General features: G+C 72.9%; 1 protein-coding gene. It reads right to left on the bottom strand.

Going from position 1 to position 513, the window contains the following annotated elements:
- Positions 1–168 precede the first annotated feature (168 nt).
- A partial coding sequence (locus tag AC5RUJ_RS18205) for an oxidoreductase (protein ID WP_494156514.1) occupies positions 169–513 on the bottom strand: 345 nt, incomplete at its 5' end.

The raw sequence follows: 513 nt of genomic DNA, 5'->3' as shown, positions 1-513 counted from the left end.
AGCGTCCGAAGGGCCGGGCGCCGGGTACCCCTGCGGGGCGGCGCCGCCCGGCACCGGTACCGCGCTGCTGTTCTGCTCGTCCGGCTGCTGGACCGGAGGGTGTGATGGGTGCGAAGTCATGTGTCCACGCTAACAACCGGGGGTTCACCGGGACGTCATCCGCAAGGACTAATATTTCTCCGCCACCGCGGCACGCTCGTATTGCGGCGCCCACGCCAGTTCGTGGCCCAGTTCGACGGCGGCGCGCTGCCACCAGTGCGGGTCCCGCAGCGCCGCCCGGGCGAGCAGTACCGCGTCCGCCGAGCCTTCCCTGATGATCGAGTCGGCCTGCGCGGCCGTGGTGATGAGTCCGACGGCACCGGTCGGGATGCCGGCCTGGCGCCGGATGGCGGCCGCGAAGGGCACCTGGTATCCCGGCCGCAGCGGGATCTTCGCCCCGTGCACCGCGCCGCCGCTCGAGACGTCCACCAGGTCCACGCCGCGGGCGGCGGCCTGTTCCACCACGTCGGCCAC

It is taken from the genome of Arthrobacter sp. Y3223164 (assembly GCF_059091005.1).
The sequence above is the reverse complement of the archived record's forward strand: the minus strand, read 5'-3'. Positions and strand labels throughout refer to the sequence as shown.